At 70.2% G+C, this 18,677-nt stretch carries 15 protein-coding genes; 6 read left to right on the plus strand and 9 right to left on the minus strand.

What is annotated here, in order from left to right:
- Nucleotides 1-21 precede the first annotated feature (21 nt).
- Together AAHG03_RS01955 and AAHG03_RS01960 are read left to right on the plus strand one after the other, a co-directional pair.
- Nucleotides 22-1,125 carry a histidine kinase dimerization/phosphoacceptor domain -containing protein gene (locus AAHG03_RS01955; protein ID WP_342148344.1) on the plus strand — a complete coding sequence of 368 codons (1,104 nt, stop codon included), beginning with the start codon at nt 22-24 and terminating at the stop codon, nt 1,123-1,125.
- 85 nt (nt 1,126-1,210) lie between these two features.
- Nucleotides 1,211-1,705, plus strand: coding sequence for a response regulator (locus tag AAHG03_RS01960; protein WP_342148346.1), 495 nt, complete (start codon nt 1,211-1,213; stop codon nt 1,703-1,705).
- Here AAHG03_RS01960 and AAHG03_RS01965 read toward each other — a convergent pair.
- The 4 genes from AAHG03_RS01965 to AAHG03_RS01980 all read right to left on the minus strand — a co-directional run bounded on the left by AAHG03_RS01965 (nt 1,655) and on the right by AAHG03_RS01980 (nt 7,601).
- The gene (locus AAHG03_RS01965; protein ID WP_342148348.1) at nt 1,655-3,244 is read right to left on the minus strand and encodes an FAD-binding oxidoreductase; all 1,590 of its coding nucleotides are present in this window, start codon (nt 3,242-3,244) and stop codon (nt 1,655-1,657) included. The genes AAHG03_RS01960 and AAHG03_RS01965 overlap by 51 nt on opposite strands.
- Nucleotides 3,245-3,684: 440 nt before the next feature.
- Nucleotides 3,685-6,444 carry a DNA mismatch repair protein MutS gene (gene mutS, locus AAHG03_RS01970; RefSeq protein ID WP_412759702.1) on the minus strand — a complete coding sequence of 920 codons (2,760 nt, stop codon included), beginning with the start codon at nt 6,442-6,444 and terminating at the stop codon, nt 3,685-3,687.
- A 143-nt stretch (nt 6,445-6,587) separates the two neighbouring features.
- Nucleotides 6,588-6,857: a hypothetical protein gene (locus AAHG03_RS01975; protein ID WP_342148349.1), complete on the minus strand. Its 270-nt coding sequence runs from the start codon at nt 6,855-6,857 to the stop codon at nt 6,588-6,590.
- A gap of 441 nt (nt 6,858-7,298) precedes the next feature.
- Nucleotides 7,299-7,601: a hypothetical protein gene (locus tag AAHG03_RS01980; RefSeq protein ID WP_342148351.1), complete on the minus strand. Its 303-nt coding sequence runs from the start codon at nt 7,599-7,601 to the stop codon at nt 7,299-7,301.
- A 209-nt stretch (nt 7,602-7,810) separates the two neighbouring features.
- Here AAHG03_RS01980 and hrpB point away from each other — a divergent pair, with 209 nt between their 5' ends.
- Both hrpB and AAHG03_RS01990 read left to right on the plus strand, forming a co-directional pair.
- On the plus strand, nt 7,811-10,294 hold the full coding sequence (hrpB, locus tag AAHG03_RS01985) for an ATP-dependent helicase HrpB (RefSeq protein WP_342148353.1): 2,484 nt from the start codon (nt 7,811-7,813) through the stop codon (nt 10,292-10,294).
- A gap of 64 nt (nt 10,295-10,358) precedes the next feature.
- Nucleotides 10,359-10,733 (plus strand): hypothetical protein, encoded by a 375-nt coding sequence (locus tag AAHG03_RS01990; RefSeq protein ID WP_342148355.1) that lies wholly within the window; start codon nt 10,359-10,361, stop codon nt 10,731-10,733.
- Between the two features lie 127 nt (nt 10,734-10,860).
- Here the strand turns inward: AAHG03_RS01990 and AAHG03_RS01995 are convergent, their stop codons facing one another.
- From AAHG03_RS01995 to AAHG03_RS02010, 4 genes are all read right to left on the minus strand, one after another.
- The gene (locus AAHG03_RS01995; protein ID WP_342148356.1) at nt 10,861-11,271 is read right to left on the minus strand and encodes a dihydrofolate reductase; all 411 of its coding nucleotides are present in this window, start codon (nt 11,269-11,271) and stop codon (nt 10,861-10,863) included.
- A gap of 181 nt (nt 11,272-11,452) precedes the next feature.
- Nucleotides 11,453-12,196: an SDR family NAD(P)-dependent oxidoreductase gene (locus AAHG03_RS02000; protein ID WP_342148357.1), complete on the minus strand. Its 744-nt coding sequence runs from the start codon at nt 12,194-12,196 to the stop codon at nt 11,453-11,455.
- A gap of 3 nt (nt 12,197-12,199) precedes the next feature.
- On the minus strand, nt 12,200-13,675 hold the full coding sequence (purF, locus tag AAHG03_RS02005) for an amidophosphoribosyltransferase (RefSeq protein ID WP_342148359.1): 1,476 nt from the start codon (nt 13,673-13,675) through the stop codon (nt 12,200-12,202).
- Between the two features lie 151 nt (nt 13,676-13,826).
- Nucleotides 13,827-14,429: a CvpA family protein gene (locus AAHG03_RS02010; RefSeq protein WP_342148361.1), complete on the minus strand. Its 603-nt coding sequence runs from the start codon at nt 14,427-14,429 to the stop codon at nt 13,827-13,829.
- 139 nt (nt 14,430-14,568) lie between these two features.
- Between AAHG03_RS02010 and AAHG03_RS02015 the strand changes: the two genes are divergently transcribed.
- Nucleotides 14,569-15,240 carry a queuosine precursor transporter gene (locus AAHG03_RS02015; RefSeq protein WP_342148362.1) on the plus strand — a complete coding sequence of 224 codons (672 nt, stop codon included), beginning with the start codon at nt 14,569-14,571 and terminating at the stop codon, nt 15,238-15,240.
- Nucleotides 15,241-15,633: 393 nt separating this feature from the next.
- Nucleotides 15,634-17,073: a flagellin N-terminal helical domain-containing protein gene (locus tag AAHG03_RS02020; protein WP_342148363.1), complete on the plus strand. Its 1,440-nt coding sequence runs from the start codon at nt 15,634-15,636 to the stop codon at nt 17,071-17,073.
- An 8-nt stretch (nt 17,074-17,081) separates the two neighbouring features.
- On the opposite strand, the gene radA is transcribed toward AAHG03_RS02020, so the two are convergent.
- Entirely contained in the window at nt 17,082-18,512 is a 1,431-nt protein-coding gene (gene radA / locus AAHG03_RS02025) for a DNA repair protein RadA (protein WP_342148364.1), read from the minus strand.
- Nucleotides 18,513-18,677 lie beyond the last annotated feature (165 nt).

The following is an 18,677-nucleotide window of genomic DNA, read 5'->3' on the forward strand; positions in this document are numbered from 1 at the left end:
ACGCCTCGCGTCGGCGTAAGGATGACGGGTTTTCCCAAAGAGGTGACGGCGTTCCCGCCGGGTTTCACCGTCGAGGTGTTCGCGGCGGCCTTCGAGGCGAGCCCGACCCCGATGGTCGTCACCGATCCGCGCCGGGACGACAACCCGATCGTCTGGGCCAACAGCGCCTTCCTCGGGCTGACGGGCTATGCCCGCGACGAACTCTACGGCCACAATTGCCGCCGGCTCCAGGGCCCGGCGACCGATGCCGCGACGCTGAACGGCCTTCGCGAGGCGATCGGGCAGGGCCGCGCCTTCGAGTGCGAGTTGCTGAACTACCGCAAGGACGGCACGCCGTTCTGGAACGGGATGACGGTCAACCCGGTGCGGGACGCGGACGGCGCGATCCTCTACTTCTTCTCGGCCCAGGCCGACATGACCCACAAGCACCGGCTGGAGGCTGCCATGCGCGACGCCAACGGCGCGCTGGAGCGGGAGGTGGGCGAGCGCACCGCCGACCTGCGCTTCGCCCTGGAGCAGAAGACGGCCCTGCTCCACGAGGTCGATCACCGGGTCAAGAACAACCTTCAGGTCATCTCCTCGCTGATGCTGCTCAAGGCGCGCCGCACGCCCTCGGGCGAGGCCCGCAACGCGCTCCAGGCGATGGCCGAGCGCATCGGCGCCCTCTCGACCGCCCACCGGATGCTCTATCAGGAGGGCGACGCCGCCCGCTTCGAGTTCCGCGAATTCGCCGACGACCTCATCGCCGACCTCGCCGCCGCCCACGGAACGGACACCGCCCGCGTCGAGACCGAGGTGGAGCCGCTGGCCCTGCCCGCCGCCATGGCGGCGCCGCTCGCCCTGCTGCTGCACGAACTCGCCGGCAACGCGCTGCGCCACGCCTTCCCCGGCGAGCGGGCGGGCCGGGTGCGGTTGAGCGCGCGGCGCTCGGATGACACTTTGGAACTCGTCGTCGAGGACGACGGCATCGGCCTCGCGGCGGGCCCCCCCAACCCGACCGGGTTCGGGCGGATGCTGGTCGAGATGGTGGTGCGGCAGTTGCGCGGTACCCTCGCGTGGTCGGAGGCCGCGCCCGGCACCCGCGTCGCGATCCGCGTGCCGCTGCCCGCGGACGGCCCGCGGTGACGGGCCTTTCCCAGCGCCGCCGCTTCGTGCCATTGCCGCCCGCTGGCGGGATTTCCTCGCCGCGACCCGGGGAAGGAGACGCGGGATGCCCGAGGTGAGCCCCGCAACGGGCGACGGCCCGGCCGCGGGCGAGAGCCCGCCAGCGGGCGAGGCCCTGCGCATCCTCGTGGTCGAGGACGAGGTGCTGATCGCCCTCGAACTCGAATGCCTGTTGGAAGACCTCGGCCATGTCAGCGTCGGCGTGGCTTCGGCCTCCGCGGAAGCCATCGCGCTCGGGCAGCGCACCGCCCCCGACGTGGCGCTCGTGGACATCCACCTGATCGACGGCCCGACCGGCATTGAGGTCGCCCGCGCCTTGAGCGCCGACCCGCGCACAACGGTGGTGTTCATGACGGCCAACGCCAAGCGCATCCCGCCGGACTTCGCTGGCGCCGTCGGCGTGATCGCAAAACCCTATTCCGAGCGCACCGTGGCGAGCGCGCTCGACTACGTTGCCCGCTGCCGCTCCGGGCAAGCGGGCGGGATGCCGTCAGGGGAGACGCTCGACGGCTTCCGCCTCGCGCCGGGCGCCGCCGGGTAGGGACGCGGACGGGCCGCGCTCGGCGGGCTTTTTCGCCGGGCGGATCGCCTGGGCGAAGGTGAACAGCATCCCCGGATCGACCGCCCGCTTCACCTCGGCGAGCTTGGCGTAGTTCTCGCCGTAATAGGCGTCCTGCCAGTCGGCCAGCGACGGGTCGGAGAAGTTCTGGAAGGCGCCGACCGCGCCGGTGCGGCGGTTGACGTCGTCGTAGAAGCGCTGCTGCCAGTCGAGGGTCTGGGCGATCTGCTGCGCCGAATCGGTCGGGCTCCACCAATTGGCCTCGACGGTGAACAGCCAGTCGGACCCGCGGTGGACGTAGGCCGTGTCGGTCCGACCGAGGCGGTCGATGGCGCCGCCGACCTGGAAAAACTTGAAGCTCACCGGCATGGCGGTGGCCGGCATCTTGCCCGCCCAGTCGAACATCGCCGCGATCGCCTCGTCGTCGATGGCGGCGGCGCGCATGTAGCTCGATTTCTCCTGATAATAGTACGGGAACGTCGTCTCGGTCAGGAAGTCCTGGCCCTGCCAGTACGGCACGTTCTCCTTGACCTGCGACCGGCTGCCGTCGCGCAGCGCCCAGGTCGACTTGAAGATTTCTTCCAGCTTGAACTTGGATTCGTGGAGCTGGCCGAGGATCGACAGCGTGACCGGCGCGTGGTCGCAGCCCTCCTGCCGGCTCGGGATGGTGACGGCGATCTTGGAACCGAAATCGTCGGGCGCGCTCGCGAGTTCGCTCAGCAGGAGCTTGAGCACCTTCGGCAGGTCCTTGCTCCAGGTGAGGTTGAACACCGTCACCGAACCCGCCGGGCGGGTCTCCAGGGTGAAGCCGGTGCTGATGCCGAAATTCCCGCCGCCGCCGCCGCGGCAGGCCCAGAACAGGTCGCGGTCGGTGTCGGCGTCGGCCCGCACGAGCTGGCCGTCGGCGGTGACGAGTTCGGTCGCGCGCATGAGGTCGGAGCCGACCCCGAACTTGCGCATGTTGAAGCCGATGCCGCCGCCGAGCAGGAAGCCCGCGGCGCCCACCGTGTCGCAGCGGCCGTGGGTGATGGTGCGATGCAGCCGCTCCATCTGCTTGTAGGCGAGCAGGTTCAGCGTGCCGCCTTTGACCGTGACGATGCTGCCGTCGGCCGTCACCGGCGTCACGCCCGCCATCAGGGTCATGTCGATCAACAGGCCGGGCGTGGTCGAGAAGCCGGCATAGTTGTGCCCGCCGGAGCGGACCGCGAAGGGTAGGGCCTGCCGCTGTACCCAGGCGATGCAGGCCTGCACGTCCGCCGCGCTGGTGCAGCGGGCGATGCCGGCGGGCAGCGTCGCGCCGTAGCGCAGGTTGTTCGGCCGGCAGATGTCGGCGAAGAACGGGTCGCCCGGCCGCAGCACGCCGCCCGTCACCGCGCGGGCCAGATCGGTCCAGGCGGAGGGCGGCGGACACGCGCCCTTGTCGAAGGCCAGCGCCGAACCCGGCATGAGCCGGGCGGCGGCTGCGAACCCGCCGAGGCCGACGAGGAAATTCCGACGCGACGACCGCAATTCGAGTGCCATGGCCCCGTGCATCCTGTGCTTGCTTGATTCGGTTTTGACCGATGATTCTTTCACAGGGCGTTAAAATTGGGACGGGGAATCTATTCGGAATTGGATTTCGGCGCCCATGTCGCCGGCCTATCCAATCCAACCCCCTCATCCTGAGGTGCCGCGAAGCGGCCTCGAAGGAGGCCTCCAGTACCCGCGTGATCCCTGGAGCCCTACTTCGAGACTTCGCTGCGCGAAGCACCTCAGGATGAGGGTGAGGGTTGGGTTTTTTGGGACTTTTTGTGCAGCTATACTGGAATTACGGACAAATCCGTTTCCGAGTGATCGCTTCACGTTCCAGCGCACCGCCGTCATTGCGAGGCGGAGCCGAAGCAATCCACTGCTCCGCCCTGAATTGCTTCGGCTCCGCCTCGCAATGACGGTGAGCGAAATCGGAGAACGGCAGGCGGCGCCTACCGCGCCCGCTCCGCCTTCAGCCGGTACAGCGCGTCGAGCGCCTCCCGCGGCGTCAGGCTGTCGGGGTCGATGGTGTCGAGCAATTGCCCCAGCGTATCGTCGGGCGCAGGCGCCGCGGGCTCCGGCGGGGGCGGGGCGATCTCGGTGAGGCTCGCAAACAGCGGCAGGTCGTCGATGCGGGCGCGCGAGGGGCGCTCGCGCTCGGACGATTCGAGGCCTTTCAGAATCGTGCCGGCCCGCGCCACCACGCTCGCGGGCAATCCGGCGAGGCGGGCGACCTGAAGCCCGTAGGAGCGCTCGGCCACGCCGGGCACGACCTCGTGCAGGAACACCACGTCGCCGCGGTGCTCGGCGACCTTGAGGGTGGCGTTGTCGAGGCGCGGCAGGCGTTTGCTGAGCGCGGTCAGCTCGTGGAAATGCGTGGCGAACAGCGCCCGGCAGCCGTTCTTCTCGTGCAGGTGCTCCAGGCAGGCCCAGGCGATGGAGAGCCCGTCGAAGGTCGCGGTGCCGCGGCCGATCTCGTCGAGGACGACGAGGGAACGGCGCGTCGCCTGGTTCAGGATCGCGGCGGTCTCGACCATCTCGACCATGAAGGTCGAGTGGCCCCGCGCGAGGTCGTCGGCCGCGCCGACGCGGGAAAACAGGCGGTCCACCACGCCGAGATGGGCGGCGCGCGCCGGCACGAAGGCGCCCATCTGCGCGAGCACGGCGACGAGCGCGTTCTGGCGCAGGAAGGTCGACTTGCCGCCCATGTTCGGGCCGGTGACGAGGCGGATGCGCCCGGCCTCCTCGCCGGACAGGTCGCAGGCGTTGGCGATGAAGGCTTCGCCCGCCTTGCGCAAAGCCGCCTCCACCACCGGATGGCGCCCGCCCTCGATCGCGAAGGCGAGGCTGTCGTCGAGCCGGGGCCTGGTCCAGTCGAGTTCGACCGCGAGTTCGGCGTGGCTTGCCGCCACGTCGAGGGCCGAGAGCGCGTCGGCGATGTCCGCGACGGCGTCCGCCTGCGCCATCACGCGGGTGGCGAGCGTGTCGAACACCTCCGATTCCAGCGCCAGCACCCGGTCGGAGGCGCCCGCGATCTTCGATTCCAGCTCGCCGAGTTCGACGCTGGTGAAGCGCATGGCATCGACCATGGTCTGGCGATGCACGAATTCCCGCATCAGGCCCTTGAGGCAGGCCTCGCCCACCGCCTGCGGCACCTCGATGTAGTAGCCGAGCACGTTGTTGTGCTTGATCCGCAACGTCCGGCAGCCGGTGGCCTCGGCATAGCGCGCCTGCAAAGCCGCGATGACTTTTCGCGAGTCCTGGCCGAGCAGGCGGGCCTCGTCGATCTCGGCGTGATAGCCGGCGCGCACGAAGCCGCCGTCGCGGCGGTTGAGCGGCAGGTCGTCGGCGAGCGCCGCGCCGAGTTCCGCGGCGAGATCGCGGTCGGCGACGTCGAGGCGCCGGACGAGGCGGGCGATGCCCTCGGGCAAGTCGGCCCCGCCGAGGCCTCCGGCGATGGCGAGCGCGGCGTCGAGCCCGCCGCGGAGCGCGGCGAGGTCGCGCGGGCCGGCGCGGCCGAGGCCGAGGCGCGACAGGGCGCGGGCGAGATCGGGGGCGGCCTTGAGCGCGTCGCGCAGATGCGAGCGCAGCGACCCGTCCGCGACGAGGAAGGCCACGGCATCGTGCCGCCGCGCAACCTTCTTCAGGTCGGTCAGCGGGCCGGCCAGATGTTCGGCGAGCAGCCGCGCGCCGCCCGCTGAGACCGTGCGGTCGATGGCCTCCAACAGGCTGCCCTTGCGCTCGCCCGACAGCGTGCGGGTGAGTTCGAGGTTGGCGCGCGTGGCCGCGTCGATGGCGAGCGTGGCGCCGGAGGCCTCGCGGGAGGGGGCCGAGAGCGGCACCTTCGCCCCGAACTGCGTGCGCTCGATATAGAGGAGCGCGGCGCCCGCCGCCGCGATCTCGGCGCGGGAGAAACTGCCGAAGCCGTCGAGGGTCTTGACGCCGAACTGCTCCCGGATGCGCCGCTCGGCCGAGGCCGGCTCCAGCTCGGCGGCGGCCAGCGGCACCACCGCGGCCTTCGTGTCGCGCCACAGCCGGGCCAGCACCGGGTCGGCGTGGATGGCCTCCGACAGCACGATCTCCCGCGGCTCGTGCCGGGCGATGGCCGCCGCCAGTTCCGTGCCGTCGACTTCGCTGAGCGAGAACCGCCCGGTCGAGATGTCGATGGCGGCGAGCCCATAGGCCTCGCGCGAATCCGAGACCTTGCGGCGGCCGATGGCGAGCAGCAGGTTGGCGCGGGCCGGATCGAGCAGGCGATCCTCGGTGAGCGTGCCGGGCGTGACGAGGCGCGTCACCTCGCGCCGCACCACGGATTTGGGCCCGCGCTTCTTGGCTTCGGACGGGTCCTCGGTCTGCTGGCAGACGGCGACGCGGTGGCCGAGCGCGATCAGGCGGTGGAGGTAGTCGTCGGAGCGCTCCACCGGCACGCCGCACATGGGGATGTCGGCGCCGCCATGCTTGCCGCGCTTCGTCAGCACGATGCCGAGCGCGCGCGAGGCGATCTCGGCGTCCTCGAAGAACAGCTCGTAGAAGTCGCCCATCCGGTAGAACAGCAGGCAGTCCGGATTGGCGGCCTTGATCTCGATGTACTGCGCCATCATCGGCGTGGCGCCGGGGATGTCGAGGGGGGACGTGACGGGCGAGGAGGTCACCGAATCCGCCGGGCTCGCGCGACGTTCGAGGGCTTTAGGACGAGGGGAACTGGAACGCATGGGGAAGAGGCTAGCAGCCCCGCCCCCAGGCGGCACCGGAGACGGAGCGCGAACATCGTGGACAAGTGTGCGCTCTCCCCAGGCGGCGCAAGCGGGCTGCCTGTGTGCAGAGGGTCGAGCCGAGAGCGTGATGCCGCTGAGGACTATGTGGAAGCCTCGTCGCGGGCCTGTTTGATCCGCCACTCGGCACAATCGATGTCTGTTTTATCGAACTCGTTCCGGAATCTAAGGATGCCCGCTTCAACGGTGTGATCCTGTAGCCCCAGCTCGGTCAGGCGCCGGAAGCCGCTTTGCACCTCGCCATTGCGGACCAGTCGTTTCATGGCGCCCAGCGTTTGATAGCGCTCCAGCATGCCAATGAAAATTGTCGGCCTGTACCCCCGCTCGGAGCCGAGCCGAATCAGTTCCTTCACGAACTCCTCAAGCTCTGGCGATGCTTTTCGGGGTTGTAGTATCGGTGGCGTAGTTAAGCGAGCCATCCCTTTTTAAGCCCATCTCGCCACATCTCTGCGGCATAACGATCTGAATCATACCCAATTTTATTTTTCAGGCGTAGAACCAGCCCATCTCGTTCGGCTTTGGCATAGGCGGCAACGACGGTCTCCCTGTCGCCTCTATGTAGTTTGTAGAGGCTTCGCATCATATCCCGTTGCGAAGGTATAGAATCACTGCTCATTCCACACTGTCGCATGTCCGACTGTGCGAGCAAAGAGTGAAATCGGCAGGTCGGATTTTAAGTGAAATCAACATAACTCCAGGCACGAAAAAGCCCGCCGGGCACGGGGCCGGGCGGGCCGTCTCGTTCTCGACCGTCGGGATCATCGCCGGTTGAGGCGACGATCCCTGAAACCCGATCAGTAGCGCGGGCCGTTGGTGGTGTTGCCGAGCTGCTGCTGGTAGCCGGGACGCTCCGGGTTGCGGGCGTTCGGGTTGCCGTGGCGCATCGTGTTGTAGCGGCGGGCGCGGCGCTCCATCTTGGAGGTGCCGTGGTAACGGTGCCAGCCGCGGTGGTGATGATGGCGACCGCCATGTACCACGGTCTCGACCGCGTCGCCGGCGATCACGCCGGGGGCGGGCATCGCCGGGGCGGCCGAGGCCGAGCCGGCGCCGAGGCCGCAGAGCAGCGCGCCGGCTGCGAGGGTGAGGGCAATCCGCATGGGTCTCTCGTCCGTCCGTCGTTGGTCCGTGCGCTCTCGGCACGTCGTGCCCTCAAGTCGGCGTGAGCGCGGCCGTTCCGGTTCCCGCGCCGGAATTCAGTAACAAATGTTTGATCGGGCTTGACGCGCGGAATCGGATTGCCCGACGACCTTGAGCGTGTCGCCTCAATGGGTTGCGCGGAATCCCGATCCGGGTCACCTCCCCGGCGATGCCGAACGACCCCGCCCCGCTCCCGATCGAGGCCGCCCTTCCCGCGCTCCGCGCCGCGCTCGGGCAGAGGAACGCCGCGGTGCTCGTCGCCCCACCGGGCGCGGGCAAGACCACGCGGGTGCCGCTGGCCCTGCTCGACCAACCCTGGCTCGACGGCAAAAAAATCATCCTGCTGGAGCCGCGCCGGCTGGCCGCCCGCGGCGCGGCCGAGCGGATGGCCGGGACGCTCAATGAGCGCGTCGGCGACACGGTGGGCCTAAGGGTGCGGCTCGGCTCCAAGGTCTCGGCCCGCACCCGCATCGAGGTCGTCACCGAGGGCGTGTTCACCCGCATGATCCTCGACGACCCGGAGCTGACCGGCATCGGCGCGGTGCTGTTCGACGAGTTCCACGAGCGCTCGCTCGATGCCGACCTCGGCCTCGGCTTCGCCCTCGATGCGCAGGGGGCCTTGCGCGAGGACCTGCGCATCCTCGCCATGTCCGCGACCCTCGACGGCGCCCGCGTGGCCGGCCTCCTCGGCGATGCGCCCGTCGTCGAATCCGAGGGCCGGGCCTTTCCCGTAGAGACGCGCCATCTCGACCGCGCTGCGGGCGAGCGCATCGAGGACGCGATGGCCGCCGCCATCCTGCGGGCGTTGCGGGCCGATCCGGGCTCGCTGTTGGCCTTCCTGCCGGGGCAGGCCGAGATCCGCCGCACCGCCGAGCGGCTGGAGGGTCGCCTGCCCGAAGACACCGACCTCGCGCCCCTCTACGGCGCGCTGACGCCAGGGGAACAGGACCGGGCGGTCGCCCCGGCCCCGCCCGGCCGGCGCAAGGTGGTGCTGGCGACCGCCATCGCCGAGACCTCGCTGACGATTCAAGGCGTGCGCATCGTCGTCGATTCCGGGCTCGCCCGCGTGCCGCTCTACGAGCCCGGCAACGGCATGACCCGCCTCGTCACGGCGCGCGCCTCCCGCGCCTCGGTCGATCAGCGCCGGGGCCGCGCCGGGCGCACCGAGCCCGGTGTGTGCTGGCGACTCTGGCCCGAGGCCGCGACCGCCGCCCTCGAACCCTTCGCCCGCCCCGAGATCCTCTCCGCCGATCTCGCCGGGCTCGTGCTCGATTGCGCCGCCTGGGGGCTGGCCGATCCGACCGCGCTGCCCTTCCTCGATCCGCCCCCGGCCCCGGCGCTGACGGAGGCCCGCGCGATGCTCGCCGATCTCGGCGCGCTCGATGCCGACGGGCGCCTCACCGCCACCGGCCGGACACTGCGCGCCCTGCCGCTGCCGCCGCGGCTCGCCCGGATGGTCGCCCGCGCCGCCGAGAGCGGCCACGCCCGCCGGGCCGCGGAACTGGCCGCCCTGCTGGTGGAGCGGGGGCTGGGCGGCGATTCCGTCGATCTCGCCGACCGGCTCGACCGCTTTTCCCGCGACCGCGGCGGGCGCGCCGCCGATATGCGCCGCCTCGCCGAGGGCTGGGCCCGCCAAGCCGAGCGCGCCACCGGCTCCCGCCCGGACGAGCCCGATCCGGCCCTCGCCGAGCCCGGCGCCTTGCTGGCGCTGGCCTATCCCGACCGGGTCGCCCGCGCGCGGGGCCGCGAGGGTGCGGTGCTGATGGCGAACGGCCGGGCGGGGCTCCTCGACCCCGCGAGCGCGCTCGCCCGCGAGCCCTTCGTCGTGGTGGCCGACCTCACCGGCACGGCGGCCGCCGCCCGCATCCTCGCCGCGGCGGCCATTTCCTCGCAGACCCTCGACGCGCTGTTCTCCGACCGGATCGAGACGGTGCGGAGCGTGAGCTTCGACGGGCAGGCGCGGGCCCTGCGGGCGCGCGAGACCCGCCGCCTCGGCGCGGTGAGCCTCGACGAGCGCACGCTCCCCGTCCCGGCCGACGCGGAGGCCGCCCGCGCGCTGGCCCGCGGCGTCGCGGGGCTCGGCATCGAGCGCCTGCCCTGGACCCCGGCGCTGACGCAGTGGCGCGCCCGCGTGCGCTTCCTTCATGGGGCCGAGAGCGGCGAGTGGCCCGACCTGTCCGACGAGGCGCTGGCGGGATCGATCGAGGACTGGCTCGCGCCGGGCCTCGTCGGGCGCAATTCCCTCGCCGCGATCACCGCCGACGACCTGGGGCAGGCGCTGCAATCGCTGCTACCCTGGCAACTCCGCGCCCGGCTGGAGGCGGAGGCGCCGAGCCATGTCGAGGTGCCGACCGGCTCGCGCATCCCGGTCGACTACGAATCCGGCCCCGAGCCGGTGCTGGCGGTGCGGGTGCAGGAGCTGTTCGGCCTCGACCGGCACCCGACGCTCGGCGGCGGGCGGGTGCCGCTGGTGCTGCACCTGCTCTCGCCGGCCCAGCGCCCGATCCAGATCACCCGCGACCTGCCCGGCTTCTGGCGCGGCTCCTGGGCCGCAGTGCGCTCGGAGATGCGCGGACGCTATCCCCGCCATCCCTGGCCGGAAGACCCGCTCGCCGAGGCGCCGACCCGGCGGGCGAAGCCGAGAGGGACGTGATCCGGGACGTGACGGGCGCGCTTCGGAACGGTTACGACGTAGACGACAGGGAGGATCGTGAGTGATGAGGATGCGCGCGGCGTTGTGTCTGGCCCCGCTGCTGTGGTCGGCGGCGGCGGCGCAGGTCAGGCCCGAGGACAAGCCCCAGGAGTTGCCGCAAGGCAGGCCCCTCGTCATCCCCCAGGCCGAGGGCGAGAAGCAGGGCAAGATTTTCGGCCGCGCGCTCGCCTGCGGCGTGCCGCGCGAGAGGGTCGATGCGGCCATCGCCGCCGGCCGGACCCGGATGCAGGCGGTGGTCGGCCGCGCGCTCACCGACGAGCGCTACCTGCTCTCCCTCGACGACGCGATGCGGCTGGAAACCAGCCTGCCCGCCCCCTCGGCCACGGCCTGCGAGAAGGGCATCGCGGCCTTCGAGCGGTTGGAGAGGACGGCGCCGTAAGGCTCTCTGTCGTCTTCTGTTTTATCTCGACCTTCCCCTGCGTCCCGAGGTGCCGCCGGCAGCCTCGAAGGGGAGGGGATCGGGTGGGACGAGCAAGGCCCTCGGCGGCCACCTTTCGGGCCGATGCTCACCCCTGCCGCAACGGCCCACCCACCAGCCAAGCTGGATCGAACCAGCGGTCCGCCTCGCCGTCATAGGGCAGCCGCGTCACGTCCCAGTGCTGGATGTACTTCGCGTACACGTTCCACACCGCGATCCCGCCGCCGACGAAGATGCGCCGGCCCGGATAGCGCTTCAGCACCGCCTCCGGGTCCTCGTGCGAGCGGATCACGTCGATGGTGCGGTCCTTGAACGCGAAGTCCGGCACCGAGGCCACGGTCTTGGGGCCGGCGATCAGCACGTGGCCCATGGTCAGCGCGAAGAACCGCGTCACGTCCTCCACGAACAGCGGATCGGTGTTGCCCTCCCACGGCAATTGCCCGTTGAGGCCGAGCTGGCCCCGCTGGCCGATGGCGCAGATGCAGCGGACGTCGATCATTCGAAACCTCGAAGTGAAACCAGAGGACGATGATCCCGCATCATCGTCCTCTGCCCGCGCGACGGCGCGGCGGCGGTCGTCCGCCGGACGCGGCGGTTTCGGTCGAAGACCGGGACCGACGCAACAGAGAAGAGTCGGGCTCTGCCCGAATCCCGCCGGGGCCTGAGGCCCCGGCCCCCCGTTACTCGGGGGCGCGGAAACTTAAGGTCCGGTCGCTGGGGAAATCGTAGAGGCGGCCGGTCTCGTTCCATGAGGGCGAGGCGAGGCGCACGAAGTGCGGCGCCAGTTCCTCCGGCGTGCGCAGGGTCTCCGGGTCCTCGCCCGGCATGGCCGAGCGGCGCATCGCCGTGCGTAGGGGGCCGGGATTGAGCAGCATCGCCCGGATCGGGCTCGTCTCGGTCTCGGAGGCGTAGGTGCGCACCATCGCCTCCAGCGCCGCCTTGGTCACCGCGTAGGGCCCCCAATAGGCCCGCGCCTTGTGCGCCGCGCCCGAGGTCACGAACACGGCCCGGCCGGCATCCGATTGCCGCAGCAGCGGATCGAGCGAACGGAGCAGGCGCCAGTTGGCCGTCACGTTCACGTCGAGCGTCTGCTGCCACACCTTCGGGGTGATGTGGGCGAGCGGCATCAGCGCACCGAGCACGCCCGCATTGCCGATCAGGATGTCGAGCCGACCGAACCGCTCGTTCAGCGCCGCGCCGAGCCGATCGATCGCGTCCCAGTCGGTGAGGTTCAGCGGCACCAGCGTCGCCGAGGCGCCGACCGCGCGGATCGCGTCGTCGAGTTCCTCCAGCGCCCCCTGCGTGCGGGCCACCGCCACGACATGGGCGCCGGCCTCCGCCAGGGCCAGGGCCGCCGCCCGGCCGATGCCGCGCGAGGCGCCGGTGACGACGGCGATGCGGCCGTCGAGGGTCTTGTCGGCCATGGATCAATCCGCCTCGGCCAGCATCGCCAGCCGCTTCGGCCCGGCGATGGCCAGATCCGTCAGTTCGGTCGGGTACTGCCCGGTGAAGCAATGGTCGGTGTATTGCGGGCAGGCCTCGTCGCGGGCCTCCTCGCCCATCGCCCGGTACAGGCCGGGGATCGACAGGAAGGCGAGCGAATCCGCGCCGATGTATTTCCGCATGCCCTCGAGATCGTGGGTCGCAGCGAGCAGCTTCTCGCGCTCCGGCGTGTCGATCCCGTAGAAGTCCGGATAGGTGATCGGCGGCGAGGCGATGCGGAAATGCACCTCGCGGGCGCCGGCATCGCGCATCATCCGGACGATCTTCACGGACGTCGTGCCGCGCACGAGGCTGTCGTCCACGAGCACGATGCGCCGGCCCTCGATCGCCGCGCGGTTGGCCGAGTGCTTCATCCGCACGCCGAGTTCGCGCACGGTCTGGGTCGGCTGGATGAAGGTGCGCCCGACATAGTGGTTGCGGATGATGCCCATCTCGAACGGCAGGCCCGCCTCCTGGGCGAAGCCCAGTGCGGCCGGCACGCCGGAATCCGGCACCGGCACGACGATGTCGGCGTCCGCCGCCGCCTCGCGGGCGAGTTCGCGGCCGATGCTCTTGCGCACCGCGTAGACGCTCTTGCCGTTCACCACCGAATCGGGCCGGGCGAAATAGATGTACTCGAAGATGCACGGGCGCATCGGCCGCTTCTCGGCGAAGCGGATCGATTCCACGCCCTCTTCCGAGATCACGATGATCTCGCCGTTCTCCACGTCGCGGATGAAGCGGGCGCCGATGATGTCGAGCGCGCAGGTCTCCGAGGTGAGGATGTAGCGCCCGTCGAGTTCGCCGAGCACCAGCGGGCGGATGCCCATCGGGTCGCGGGCGCCGATGAGCTTCTTGTTGGTCAGCGCGACGATGGCATAGGCGCCCTCGATCCGCTGGAGCGCGTCGATGAAGCGCTCGACGATGCGGGGCTTTCGCGAGCGGGCGGCCAAGTGAAGGATCACCTCGGTGTCCGAGGTCGATTGCGTGATGGCGCCGTCCTGCACCAGTTCGCGGCGGATCGACAGCGCGTTGGTCAGGTTGCCGTTATGCGCCACCGCCAGACCGCCGCCGGCGAGTTCAGCGAACAGCGGCTGGACGTTGCGCAGGATGGTGCCGCCGGTGGTCGAGTAGCGCACGTGGCCGATGGCCGAGCGGCCGGCGAGCCGCTCGATGGTGCCGCGGTCGGAAAAGTTGTCGCCCACCAAACCCTGGCGGCGCTCGGAATGAAAGACGCCGTCGTCGTAAGAGACGATGCCGGCGGCCTCCTGGCCGCGGTGCTGCAGGGCGTGCAAGCCCAGCGCCGTGATGGCCGAGGCGTCGTCGTGCCCGTAGATGCCGAAGACGCCGCATTCCTCGCGAAGCGTATCGCCGTCGATGTCCCAATCGTGGGAATCGACGCTCGCGCTGACAGCTGACATGGCGTTCTCGAAATCCTGGCGGCGCGGACGAGTCCGCGGCTTCGCGTCCGGCACAACGGAAACGGCCGGGACCGGACCGATGGGTCCGGGACCGTCGTGAAACCGTTACCTATGCGGGACCAACGCCGCAACCAAGAGCGATTCCAGCATATCAGCGTTTCGGCGCAGGCGCCGTCGGGGCCGCGTCGCTGCGGCGCTGGGCCGGCAGGTCGGTCTCGGGCGGCGGCTCCTCGGCCGGGCCGTCCTTGGGCTTGCGCAGCTGCTTCAGGAAGCCTTCGGGGTTGTCGGGCAGTTGCGCCACCAGCGCCTCGCCGGAACTCTCCAGCAGCGGCTTGCTCTTCGCCTGGGCGGCCCAATCCGGCACCTTGCCCTGCACGAGCCACGCGAGGAACACCCAGCCGATCACGCAGATCAGGAAGCCGCGCCCGGCGCCGAACACGAAGCCGAGGGAACGGTCGACCGCGCCGATGCGCGAATCGAGCACGAGGTCGGACACCTTCACGGTGATGATCGAGACGACGATGAGCGTGGCGAGGAAGATCGCGCCGATCGAGGCGACCAGCGCCACGGTGTCGCTGGAGACGTGCTGCTTGACGGTGGGCAGCAGCATCGGATGCAATGACCACGCGAGCGCGGCCGCCGCCACCCAGGCGATGATGGCGAGCACCTCGCGGGTCACGCCACGCACGGCGGCCAGCAACGCGGACACGAGCACGATGCCGAGCACCACGAGGTCGAGGACGGAGAACGGCATCGCTGGTTACGCTGGTCCGGGGCGGGAGACGCAAATGCGGCCGCGGCGGCTCCCCCGGACCGCGCGCCCTCAGTCGTTTGTACCGATATACCCCGGTCGAACTCGGCCGTCACCTTCGGGCTGCGGGAGCCTCTGAGGCGTGGCCGCGCCCCGCTACCTCGTGTCGATCGCCGGGCTGTTCAGCGGGGTGCTGATCGTCTCGCTGATCCTGGCGGGCAAGATCGCCGAGGTCGGCGGCGTCACCTTCCCGGCCGCCGTGATCGTGTTCCCGCTCTCCTACCTGTTCGGCGACGTGCTGACCGAGGTCTACGGCTATGCCAGCGCCCGCAAGGTCGTCTGGGCGGGCTTTGCCGTGCAGGTGATCTGGATCGTCAGCTACTGGATCGCCGCCGCCCTCCCGCCGGCCCCGTTCTGGCCGCACCAGCAGGCCTTCGAGACGGTGCTGGGCTCGACCCCGCGCCTCGCGCTCGCCGGCATGAGCGCCTACCTCGTCGGCGAATTCCTCAACGCCTACGTGCTGGCCCGCCTCAAGCTGGCGTTCGGCGGACGGTTCGTGGGTGTGCGCCTCATCGCCTCGACGGTGGCGGGGCAGGCGGTCGATTCCGCTCTGTTCCTGACGCTGGCCTTCGCCGGCACGCTGCCCGCGTCCGAACTGGTGCGCCTCGGCCTCTCGGTCTGGCTCCTCAAGGTCGCCTGGGAGGTGCTGGCGCTGCCGCTGAGCCTGCCGCTGATCGCGTGGCTCAAGCGCGCGGAGGGCGTGGATGCCGATGATCGGGGGACGGATTTCAACCCGTTCCGATTGGACGCCTGATCTCTCCGGAATCCGCTTCACGCCGTCATCGCGAGGCGAAGCCGAAGCAATCCAGCGCTCCGCACTGACAAGGGAAGGCGCATACGTAGCCGTGTCGTCGGCGCGGTCTCGCCCTCTCCGAAAAGATCGCGCCCTGGATTGCGTCAGTTCCGCTTCGCAATGACGAGGAGGTCGATCTGAGACGATGGGATCGAGCGGACGCCTTGTGAACTGGCCGTCGCAGCATTTCTCGTGATGGGGCAAGGCGTGCGGCATGATTAACATTAACCATGCCGCACGCCTTGCTGTCACGGTCCAACGGCGACCTGTCTTTAACCTTACCTAAATGCACAAGGATTAGGACTGACAACCCTACGCGGAGCTGGTTCTGCGTCAGCGGCGGTCGATGGTGTCATGACGAGTCTTCTGACCAACATCGCCGCCATGACAGCGCTGACGACGCTGAAGGGCATCAACAATCAGCTCGACGCGACCTCCAACCGGGTCTCGACCGGCCAGCGCGTGTCGTCGGCGGCCGACAACGCCGCCTATTGGTCGATCGCCACCACGGTGCGCACCGACAACGCCTCGCTCTCCGCGGTGAAGGACTCGCTCGGCCTCGGCTCCTCGGCGATCGACACCGCCTATAACGGCCTCAATTCGGTGCTGTCCGATCTGCAGAACCTGCGCGCCAAGCTGCAGACGGCGCTGCAGCCGGGCGTGGACCGCGCCAAGGTGCAGGTCGAGATCGACGCGATCCAAGACAAGATGCGGGCCACTGCCGATTCCTCGACCGCCTCGGGCCAGAACTGGCTCTCGATCAATTCCGGCACCGCGAGCTACCAGCCGAGCCGGAGCCTCGTGGCCGGCTTCTCCCGCGACACGGCCGGCACCGTGCGCGTCTCGACGGTCGACATCCCGGTCTCGCGCATCGCCCTCTACGACGCCAACACCTCCGCCACGGCGGCGACGCCCGCCACGACCGCGCGCCTGACGGGCGCGCAAGCGCTGGCCGGCAGCTACGATTTCAGCACCAACCAAGAGGTCAGCTTCGCCATCAAGTCCTGGGCCGACGGCTGGGGCACCCGGACGACCGACATCGTCCTGAACAGGGCGACGCTGACCTCCGCCGCCGCCGACCTGACGAAGGTGACCCGCGGCGAGTTGGTCGATGCGATCAACAACCAGCTCGCGGCGGTGAGCGGGGCGAGCGGCGAAGACCCGCTCGCCCGCGCGAGTCTCGATGCCGACAACCGTTTGGTCGTCGAGACGGTCGCATCGCCCGTGTTTCCCGCGGGCGGCACGACGCGGCGCCTGCGCATCACCAACGAGGTCGTCACCGCGAACACGCAGGTCCGGACCGATATCGGCTTCGGCACGAACAGCGGCTACGGCCCCGACAACATCGCCCTCACCGGCGACGACGATGCGGTCCGCCCCGTGCTCTTCGCCTTCGGCTCGAATGCCAGCACGACGACGGTGAAGGGCGTCCTCGACACCATCGAAGGCACCACCGGCATGTCGATCCAGTCGATCGATCTGAAGCAAGTGGGCAGCGGCACCGCTGCCGACGCCACGGTGAGGCTCCTCGTCACGCAGGTCGAGAAGGCCATCGCCCGGGTAACGGATGCCGGCACCACCCTCGGCGCCGGCAAGACCCAGATCGACGGCCAGAAGACCTTCGTGGACTCGCTGATCAAGGTCAACGAGCGCACCATCGGCATCCTCGTGGACGCCGACATCGAGGAGGAATCGGTGAAGCTGAAGGCGCTCCAGACGCAGCAGCAGCTCGCCGTCCAGGCGCTCTCGATCGCCAACGGCGCGAGCCAGAGCCTGCTGTCGCTGTTCCGCTAACGGGTCCGCTACATCTCCTCCTCGTAGCGCACGGCCTTCGGCCGCCCGCCGCCGCGGCGGGGTGCGCCCGAGGCGATGCCGGCGACGAGGTCGGCGATGTGGCGCAGCGCATCCGTCGGCAGCGCCCGGTCGCCGGCCTCGCCGCGGCCCTGCGGCGTCACCGCCTTGGCAAACCCGAGCTTCAGCGCCTCCTTGAGCCGGGCCGGCGCCTGCGAGACCGGGCGCACCGCCCCCGACAGGCCGAGTTCGCCGAAGAACACCGAGTCGGACGGCAACGCCGATCCCGACAGCGAGGAGACCAGCGCCGCGGCCACCGCGAGATCCGCCGCGGGCTCGGAGATGCGCAGGCCACCCGCGACGTTGAGATAGACGTCGTGCCCGCCGAGCCGGATGCCGCCATGGGCCTCCAGCACCGCCAGCACCATCGACAGGCGGTTGGGGTCCCAGCCCACCACGGCGCGGCGCGGCATGCCGAGCGAGGAGGGGGCGACCAGCGCCTGGATTTCCACGAGCAGGGGCCGCGTGCCCTCCATCCCGGCGAAGACCGCGGTGCCCGGCGCGGCGTGGTCGCGGCCCGCCAGGAACAGGGCGGAGGGGTTGGGGACCTCGGCGAGCCCCGCATCGGTCATCTCGAACACGCCGATCTCGTCGGTCGGTCCGAAGCGGTTCTTCACCGCCCGCAGGATGCGAAAATGATGGCCCTGGTCGCCCTCGAACGAGGCCACCGCATCGACCATGTGCTCGACCACGCGCGGCCCCGCGATCTGCCCGTCCTTGGTGACGTGGCCGACGAGGATGACGGCCGTGCCCGTCGTCTTGGCGAAGCGGATCAGGGCCTGCGCCGACGAGCGCACCTGCGTGACCGTGCCGGGGGCCGATTCCACCGTCTCGGTCCACATGGTCTGGATCGAGTCGATGATGGTCAGCGCGGGCGGATGGCCCTGCGACAGCGTCTCGACGATGTCCTCGACATTGGTCTGCGCCGCCAGTTCCACCGGGTACTTGGCGAGCCCCAGCCGCTCGGCCCGCAGCCGCACCTGCCCCACCGCCTCCTCGCCGGAGATGTAGGCGACGCGCTCGCCGCTCTTCGCCATCGCGGCGGAGGCCTGCATCAAGAGGGTCGACTTGCCGATGCCGGGATCGCCGCCGAGCAGGATCACCGAGCCGCGCACGAAGCCGCCGCCGGTGACGCGATCCAACTCGTTGATCCCCGAGGGCGTGCGCGGCGCTTCCTTGGCCTCGCCGGTCAGCCCTTCGAGGGGAAACACCCGCCCGCGCGCCCGCGACGGACGGGTCGCGGCGGGGCCCGATTGCGGACCGGCGGAGGCGACCTCCTCAGAAATCGTGTTCCAGCCGTTGCAGGCCTCGCAGCGCCCGCGCCAGCGATTGTAGACCGCCCCGCAGGACTGGCAGACGAAGGTCTGTTGAATCTTGGCCATGGGGGCTCGGGGGGCAATTCGAACGTCCCACCCAATCCCCTCATCCTGAGGTGCCGCGAAGCGGCCTCGAAGGAGGGCTCCAGAAGTCGCGCGCGAACTGGAGCCCTCCTTCGAGGCCTCCGCTGCGCTGCGGCACCTCAGGATGAGGGGGAGGGTGGGAGCGGC

The organism is Methylorubrum subtropicum (assembly GCF_038442325.1).
Taxonomy (GTDB): Bacteria; Pseudomonadota; Alphaproteobacteria; order Rhizobiales; family Beijerinckiaceae; genus Methylobacterium; species Methylobacterium subtropicum.